Below are 7,595 nucleotides of genomic sequence, written 5' to 3' on the forward strand. Positions count from 1 at the left end.
AAGGCCTGGATCGCGCTGTTCACCGGCAGATAGGCCGCAGTCCAATAATCCGCCGCGCCGAAGGGGGAGAAGAATTCGGGCATGATCGCCCGGCGATAGGGTTCCCATTCGACCGGGATCGGCCGGGCGAACAGCCCTTCGCGCATATAGGCGGCGGCGAAGCGGGCGACTTCCTCGTCACGGGAAATGGCGTAATTTTGGAACAGGGCGTAGTGGCCTGCCCAGGCCGCTAGCCCCATAAGCAGGACAAGAGGCACGATGATGCGCGCGGTCGGGCGTGGCAGGCGGATGCCCTTCCCCTCCGCAAAGGGTGCGGCCAGCGCCAGCAGGAACAGCGAGCCGAGGAGGAGCGGAAAATCCTGATCGAGGAACAGGATGACCGGTAGGCTGATCCCCTGCCGCCAGGTGACATGCCAGACGAAGGTGGCACCCAACCAGAGCGTCAGCCCGATCGCGCCGGCCAGGAACAGGCGGCGCGCGCTCACGAAGCTGGTCGCCCCGCCGCCGGTCACGCCGCGACCAATGTCCGGTTGACGAAGATGCCGTCCATTTCGACCAGCAGCGGGAAATGGCCCTTATTATTGGCGAAGAAGGCGGACGGCACGAAAGCGCGGGCTTCGAGCCAGTCGATCATCGCGCGATAGCCGGTGCCCCCTTCATAAATGGGACGGACGCCGAGTTCGGTCTGGATGCCCAGCATCTGTGCCAGCGCATCGCCCGCGCCTTCGCACACCGACAGGTCATGGCCCTGCGTGTCCATCTTCAGGAAGGGGCGGGTAAAGCCATGCTGCGCCTTTAGATCAGGCAACACAGAGTCGAGGCGGCGGCATTGCATTTCGACCGTTTTGGTCACCTTGTTGCGATCGGCGAAGATGGCATCCTGCTCGCCCGACGGTGCTTTGAGCGAGGAGAATTGATCGGCGGCCATGATGTTGAAGCTGGCGGTGCCGTCGAAGTCGGAGAGCGCCATGTTGAAGACATGCCAGTGGCGGTCGGACGCGGCGTGGCGCTGTAGCTCGGCGAACACGTCCGGGTTCGGCTCGAAGGAGAGGATCAGCCCCTTATAGCCCGCATCCTTGCGCAGCATCGTCGCATATTGGCCGCGATTGGCACCCACGTCGAACAGGCAATCGACGGCAAAGGTCGTCAGGAAGCGCCGGAGCGCCTGGATTTCGGGATATTGATGCACCCGCCCGGCCAGCGCCAGACGCGCGGCTAGCCTGCGGTCGGACAATTCGCGCCAATAGCGGTTCATGCGCGCGCGGCCAGCACGGTTTGATAGATGTTCATCGTCGCCACCGCCATGTCGTTCCAGCTTCCCATATCATCTCCATAGGCGCGCGCCGCCGCGCCCTGTGCCTGCCTGATGGCGGCGCTTTGCACCAACGGCAAGAGCGCTGCGGCCAAAGCGGGGACATTCCCCGCCGCCGCCCGGATCGCTACGCCGTCCGGCAATTGCCCGAACATGCCCGCATCCGACGTGACCATCGCCTTGCCATGATGCAGCGCAGAGAGGAAGGCACCGCTCGAATCGATGTGGCGATAGGGAAAGACCATGATGTCGGCGCGGGCCATATGCGCGTCGAGGCGGCCTTCGGTCAGGAAGCCGAAATCGGTGAGCAGCCGGTCGGCAAAGCCTGCTTGCGCTACCTGCGCCAGGAGCGGCGCGATGTCCATGAAGGGCTTGCCCGCCAGCATCAGATCGAAATCATGGTCAGCGCGCCAGAGCGAGAGGCAGGCGTCTATCGCGAGGTCTACGCCCTTATAGGGGCGGATCGTGCCGAAGAAGAGCAGGCGGGGTTTCGTGGAGGCGGGTACGGCGGCCAGGTCGGCGGCGCTGGCGGCTGCCAGCCGCATCGGCGGGTGCGGGGTGATGTGGATGCGGGCGCGGTCGATGCCCTGCGCGATGAGGGCGGCGCGGGTGGTGTCGCCATGGACGATCAGTGCATCCATGCCGTCAAGCAGCGCGCGGTAGCCCCGGCCCTGCAGCCCGGCATCGGCATGATAGGCGTCGGCATTATGGACGGTGTGGACCAAAGCAGTGCGCCCATTGAGTCGCTTCAACATCAGACGGTCTGCGGGGGCGAGAGGGAGCCATTGGATATGGCCCACATCGGCGGCAAGGAGCGGCGTGAGGTCGCCCAGCGCGCAAGTCAGGCCATATTCTGCGGCCTTTGCCAGGCGAAAGGCACGGCCTTCGCCCAGGCGGTCGCGCAGCGCTTCGCTGCGGCGGAAGAAATGGGGGGCGTAGGCATAGTTCTGCGGCACGATCGCATCGGTGGCGCGCATGGGGCGGCCGAGCAGCGTGACGTCCGCACCCTGCCCCGCTAGCGCCGCGCAGAGGCTGTCGTCATAGCGCCCAGTGAAGAGCGACGGGTCAAGCATCGCGACCTTCATGCCCGCGCCAGCCTTTGGAGCGAGATGAGATGCAGGATGGCCGCGCCGGCGAGCGTCAGCGTGTAGAGACCCAGGAAGGTGAGGTCGAAGCCTTGGGGTGTCAGCGCCAGGGCCAAGGGCGCGCTGGCGAGCGATCCGGCGAGGAAGGGCAAGGAGCGATGCAGCAGGGTCGAGAAGCGGCCGAGCGCGCCCTGCACATAGACCGAGACACAGATGATCGTGAGCGCCGCCAAGGCCGCGACGATTAGGGCGAGTTCCGTCCGGTCGATCGTGGCACGACCGTCGAACAGCGTGGCGAACAGCCAGTCGCCGACGCCCAGCAACAGCGACGACAGCAGGACGGCAAAGACCAGCCCTGCGCCGAGCGAGCGGGCGAGCAACTGGCGCAGCCTTGCGCGGTCCCCGGCATGATAGGCGCGGGTGATGCGCGGCAAGGCGGCCTCCACGACGGCGCGGACCAGCATCGACAGGGCGCGCGACATTTTGAAGAAGAAGTCGAAGATTAGCATCGGGCGGGCGTCGGACGTGGCTATGGCGATGGTAAAATAGGGCGCATTATAGGCGATGATGTCGGAGACGGTGAAGGCCGCTGACGCGCCTATGTCGCGCAGATAATGGGCGCGGACATGACCGCCGCCGACGCGGAAGGCGAACCAGTGGCGCGCGCCCATCCCCAGTCGCCGGTGGACATGGGCGATAGCCCAGCCGATGACGAGCAGGCTGACCGCCAGTTGCAGCGCGATCGACAGGCGCGGGTCCATGCCCAGGAGGATGGCGAGCAGCAGCGTGATCGTCAGCACCCGCCGTCCGCAATCGAGCGCTTCCCAGAGGAAATTGCCGTCCACTGCCGCCAGCGCCCGCTTGGCCAGCAAGGCAGGCAGGTTGAGGCAGGCGAACAGGAAGAAGAGCAGGAACAGCAGCGGCATCGCCGTATCGAACCAGCCGAGCGTCAGCGCCCCGATCAGGATCGCCGTCCCGCCCAGCATGATGAGGCCAAGGAACAGGAACAGCACCCCCATTTCCTCCAGCCGGAAACCGCCATCCGCCTGATCCCCACCCAGCCAGTGCCGCCGCAACCGGGCGTAGATGATGCTGGTCAGGCCGAACTCAGCCGAAATGGTGAAGTTGCCGAACGCGACCAGCAGCAGGAACGCCTGAAATTCGGCCAGCGGCAACACGCGGACGAAGACGAAGGTGACGGCAAAGCCCCAGATCAGCACGAGGCCGACATTGGCGAGCTTGACCAGTGCGAGGATGCGGGCGGATGCCTCCATCCGCGCGAGGACGCTCACCGCGTCGCGGCTCCGCCGGGCTTGCGGGCGCGGAACAGCCGGTCGTCCAGTGCGTAATAATGGCGCGCGGCGACGTCGATGCTGCTGGCGTCGATTTCTTCGAGGTCGAAGCCGGCGGCGCGGATGCGGTCGGCGAAATCGGGGCCATATTGGCGCACATGATCCCACTGGCCAAAGCGGCGCTCGCGCTCGCGCGGGGGGATGTCGAAACTGCCATCTTCGGTCGGCTTGGTCCAGAGCGGCACGATCAGCCAGGCTTCGCCGCCCGGCTTCAAGGCGCGGTAGATGTTGCGTAGCACCGCCATGTCGTCGGGCACATGCTCCATCACATGGCTGGCGTAGAACAGGTCGTAGCGGTCGGTGACGGCCAGCTCCATCAGGTCGATTTGCGCCATGTTGGGGACGGTATAGCGCGACGGATCGAGATCGGCGGGCATATAATAAGCGGCGGCGGAAAAGCGGCGGACGAGGCTGGCTTCATTGGGCGCCATATGCAGGATCGCGCCTTCGGTTGGCACGGTCAGGCGGCCATTGGCGATCAGCCAGTTCATCAACCGTTCGCGCGGCGATGCGCCACATTCGGGGCAGCCCCATTCGCCATTGTCGCCATAGCGGAAGAAGCCCACCACGGTCGCGCCACAGGCCGGGCAGCCCCGCTTGCGCCGCACGCCCGCAGCTTTGCGCGCCTGGAGCGCGGTTCGGGTCAGATGCTTGCCGACGGCCTTGGCCACCCGCTGGACAGTAATCACGGCATTCTCCGCTTGGGAACAGGGGATGGGCTATACAATATCGCGGGCGTTTGACGAGGGGGGGGGGGTGAGAGGCCTTGTATATTCTCGAAGGCATCTCCTTGCAGGGGAGATGGCTGAGCACAGCGCCGACGGAGGGGTGTTGCCCTATCGTGAGGGTGACACCCCTCCACCGGCTTCGCCGGTCCCCTTCAACAGAGTCACGTGCCTCTGTTGAACCTTCCAGGGGAGGATTTTTTTCGTCAGTCCACCACCCCATCCGCCGCCGCGATGATGGGCGCGAATTTTTCGGCGGTCAGGCTGGCGCCGCCGACCAGGCCGCCATCGACATCGGCGATGGCCATCAGTTCGGCGGCATTGTCGCCATTCATCGACCCGCCGTACAATATGCGCATGCCTTGCGCTTCGTCGCCGATCCGGCTGGCGAGCGCAGCGCGCAAGGCGGCGTGCATGGTCGCTACGGCCTCCATCGTCGGGATGCGGCCAGTGCCGATTGCCCAGATGGGTTCATAGGCGATGGCGAGCCAGTCCGCCGCTGCGCCGTCGGGCAAGGAGGCGAGCAGTTGCGCCGACACCACCGCTTCGGCATCGCCCGCGTCGCGCACGTCCAGGCTTTCCCCCACGCACAGGATGACGCGCAGGCCCGCGGCCTTGGCGGCCAACGCCTTGGCCGCGACATCGCTATCGGTTTCGCCCTGGTCCTGCCGCCGCTCGCTATGGCCGACGATGGTCCAGTTGGCCCCCGCTTCGGCCAGCATCGCCGCCGAGAGGCAGCCAGTATGCGCGCCGCTTGCCTGCATGTGGCAATCCTGCGCGCCGATGAAGGCACCGCCCTTGCGTGCGTCCGCCGCGGCGATCAGCGTGGCAGGCAGGCAGAGGCCGACCTCTACCGCTGGATGCTGCGCCGCGCGCGCGCCGATGGCGGCGACCTCGTCCAACGCAGCCTGCATCCCGTTCATTTTCCAGTTGCCGACAACCAGCTTGCGCCTGCCCATCGTCTATTCCCCTTATTCTTTATTGCTGCACGTCGCCCCGCCCCCGCCGCCGCGCGCCAGTCTGCTGTGGCGTCGCGTCTCCATCGGAAGGGACATGGACTGGTCAGAGGCGATGAACGGCGCTAGCGCATTTGTCCAGTGCAAGCCTTGCCGCCGCGCGCATCCGCCCTTAAAGCGGGCCGCCATCCCGCCGCAGTTCGGATATTTTCATGCTTTCTGTCTTTCGCCGCTTCATCAAATCCCGTTTCGGGGCAGTGTTCGCGCTGCTATTCTTAGGGACGATCGCCGCAGCCTTCATATTGGGCGACCTGTCGAGCGGTCAGTTCGGGACCAGCTTTGGCGGTGGCAGCACGGCAGCCAAGGCCAAGGGCTATAAATTGACCGAAACCGAGTTGCAGGAGCGGGTGCAGCGGGTGTTCGACAATGCGCGCCGGTCCGACCCCGGTCTGCAGATCAACGATTTCTTCGCGCAGGGCGGCGCGGCGCAGGTTTATGACCAGTTGGTCGCGTCACTGGCGCTGCGCGCTTTTGCCGACGATCAGGGCATGCACATCTCAAAGCGGCTGGTCGATGCGCAGATCGCGCAAATTCCGGCGTTTCAGGACGCAGCCGGCAATTTCAGCCAGGAGAATTTCCGCAATCTGCTGGCACGCGAGCGGCTGACGGAAAAGGATTTGCGCGACGATATCAGCCGCGAAATCCTGCAGCGGCAATTGCTGACCCCGATCGGCATGGGCGTGAAGCCGACCGACAGCCTGGTCTTGCCCTATGCCTCGTTGCTGCTGGAAGCGCGGCAGGGCACGGTTGCGGCGATCCCGGCGGTCGCGTTCCTGGACGAGAAAGACCCGACCGACGCGCAACTGGCCGATTTCTACAAGCGCAACGCCGATCGCTTCACCATCCCCGAACAGCGGCGCATCCGCTATGCCGTGGTCGATGCCGAGCGTTTCGCGCAAGCCTCGCAGCCAAGCGATGCGGAAATCACCGCCGCTTATAGCCAGAACAAGGCCGCCTATGCCGCCAAGCAGAGCCGGACGATCGAGCAGCTGGTGCTGCCGACCGAGGCTGCTGCCAAGGCGATTGCCGACAAGGTGAAGGGCGGCGTATCGCTGTCCGCCGCTGCACAGGGCGCTGGCCTGGCGGTGGCGACGCTGGCCGACCAGACCCCTGCGACACTTACCACCACGGCGGGCAAGGCTGCGGTCGATGCCGCCTTTGCCGCCAAGCAAGGCGATCTGGTTGGTCCCGTGCGCGGGCCGCTCGGCTGGCTGTTGCTGCGTGTGACGGCGGTCAAGGACATTCCTGCCCGCGCGCTGGCGTCGGTGCGGGACGAAATCGTCGCGACGCTGCGGACGCAGAAGGAAAAGCAATTGCTGGCCGACTTTACCGGCAAGCTGGAGGATCAGATCGCCGATGGCGGGACGTTCGAGGAAGTGGTCAAGGATAATGGCCTCAAGCTCGAAACCAGCCCGCTGCTGCTCGCCACCGGCAAGCAGGTCGAGGATCAGGCCTATGTAGTCGCGCCCGACGTGCAGCCGCTGCTGGCGCCCATCTTTGCGATGAGCGCGGATGATGATGCGCAGATGGTGCCGATCACCCCCGACAAGCGCTATGCGCTGATCGCGCCGGGCGAGATCGTCGCCGCAGCGCCCCCGCCACTGGCCAAGGTCAAGCCGATCGTGCAGGCGCAATATAAGCTGAACGCCGGGAACGATAAGGCCAAGGCATTGGCCGAACAGATCCGCGCCAAGGTGGCCAAGGGCATGAAGTTGGCCGACGCAATTGCACAAGCCGGCGTCAAGCTGCCCGCGCCGCAGACGCTGGGTGGCAAGCGCGCCGACATCATGCGCGGCGAGCAGCGCCCACCGGCCGAAATCGCCATCCTCTTCTCGATGGCGGCGAACACGGTCAAGACGCTGCCGATCGGCCAGGATCGCGGCTATTTCGTGGTCCAGCTCAACGCGATCGAACGGGGCGATGCCAAGAATCAACCCGAATTGATGGTGCAGATGCGCGACCAGCTGGGCGAAGTGATCGGCCAGGAATATGGCCAGCAGTTCGAGCGCGCGGTCGAAAAGCATCTGAAGGTCACGCGCAATGCCAATGCGGTCGAAGGCGTGCGCAGGGCGCTGGCCGCCACCACCAGCGGCGACCAATAAGAC

6 protein-coding genes and 1 pseudogene are annotated in these 7,595 nt (G+C 65.4%); 1 reads left to right on the plus strand and 6 read right to left on the minus strand.

What is annotated here, in order from left to right; translation table 11 throughout:
* The 6 genes and pseudogenes from IL54_RS14965 to tpiA all read right to left on the minus strand — a co-directional run.
* A pseudogene (locus IL54_RS14965) lies at positions 1 to 512 on the minus strand (MFS transporter); the annotation flags it as partial.
* Positions 509 to 1,255: an FkbM family methyltransferase gene (locus IL54_RS14970; RefSeq protein WP_037476651.1), complete on the minus strand. Its 747-nt coding sequence runs from the start codon at positions 1,253 to 1,255 to the stop codon at positions 509 to 511. The gene IL54_RS14970 and the pseudogene IL54_RS14965, both read right to left, overlap by 4 nt.
* A complete protein-coding gene (locus IL54_RS14975) occupies positions 1,252 to 2,397 on the minus strand; it encodes a glycosyltransferase family 4 protein (protein ID WP_037476652.1) in 1,146 nt (381 codons plus the stop codon). Before IL54_RS14975 ends, IL54_RS14970 begins: the two co-directional genes overlap by 4 nt.
* Positions 2,394 to 3,671, minus strand: a complete 1,278-nt coding sequence (locus tag IL54_RS14980) for a hypothetical protein (protein ID WP_037478820.1) — start codon at positions 3,669 to 3,671, stop codon at positions 2,394 to 2,396. Before IL54_RS14980 ends, IL54_RS14975 begins: the two co-directional genes overlap by 4 nt.
* 14 nt (positions 3,672 to 3,685) lie before the next feature.
* Positions 3,686 to 4,438, minus strand: a complete 753-nt coding sequence (locus IL54_RS14985; protein ID WP_037476653.1) for a class I SAM-dependent methyltransferase — start codon at positions 4,436 to 4,438, stop codon at positions 3,686 to 3,688.
* A gap of 242 nt (positions 4,439 to 4,680) precedes the next feature.
* Positions 4,681 to 5,433: a triose-phosphate isomerase gene (gene tpiA, locus IL54_RS14990; protein WP_037476654.1), complete on the minus strand. Its 753-nt coding sequence runs from the start codon at positions 5,431 to 5,433 to the stop codon at positions 4,681 to 4,683.
* Between the two features lie 209 nt (positions 5,434 to 5,642).
* Here tpiA and IL54_RS14995 point away from each other — a divergent pair, with 209 nt between their 5' ends.
* Entirely contained in the window at positions 5,643 to 7,592 is a 1,950-nt protein-coding gene (locus tag IL54_RS14995) for a peptidylprolyl isomerase (RefSeq protein ID WP_037476655.1), read from the plus strand.
* The last annotated feature ends 3 nt before the right edge of the window (positions 7,593 to 7,595 follow it).

The sequence above is a fragment of the Sphingobium sp. ba1 genome (assembly GCF_000743655.1).
Classification (GTDB): Bacteria; Pseudomonadota; Alphaproteobacteria; order Sphingomonadales; family Sphingomonadaceae; genus Sphingobium.

Bases quoted from the DNA above. Each gene is read 5' to 3' on its own strand.
- IL54_RS14970 (WP_037476651.1), bottom strand. From the start codon at position 1,255: ATGAACCGCTATTGGCGCGAATTGTCCGACCGCAGGCTAGCCGCGCGT.
- tpiA (WP_037476654.1), bottom strand. From the start codon at position 5,433: ATGGGCAGGCGCAAGCTGGTTGTCGGCAACTGGAAAATGAACGGGATG.
- IL54_RS14975 (WP_037476652.1), bottom strand. From the start codon at position 2,397: ATGAAGGTCGCGATGCTTGACCCGTCGCTCTTCACTGGGCGCTATGAC.
- IL54_RS14995 (WP_037476655.1), top strand. From the start codon at position 5,643: ATGCTTTCTGTCTTTCGCCGCTTCATCAAATCCCGTTTCGGGGCAGTG.
- IL54_RS14980 (WP_037478820.1), bottom strand. From the start codon at position 3,671: ATGGAGGCATCCGCCCGCATCCTCGCACTGGTCAAGCTCGCCAATGTC.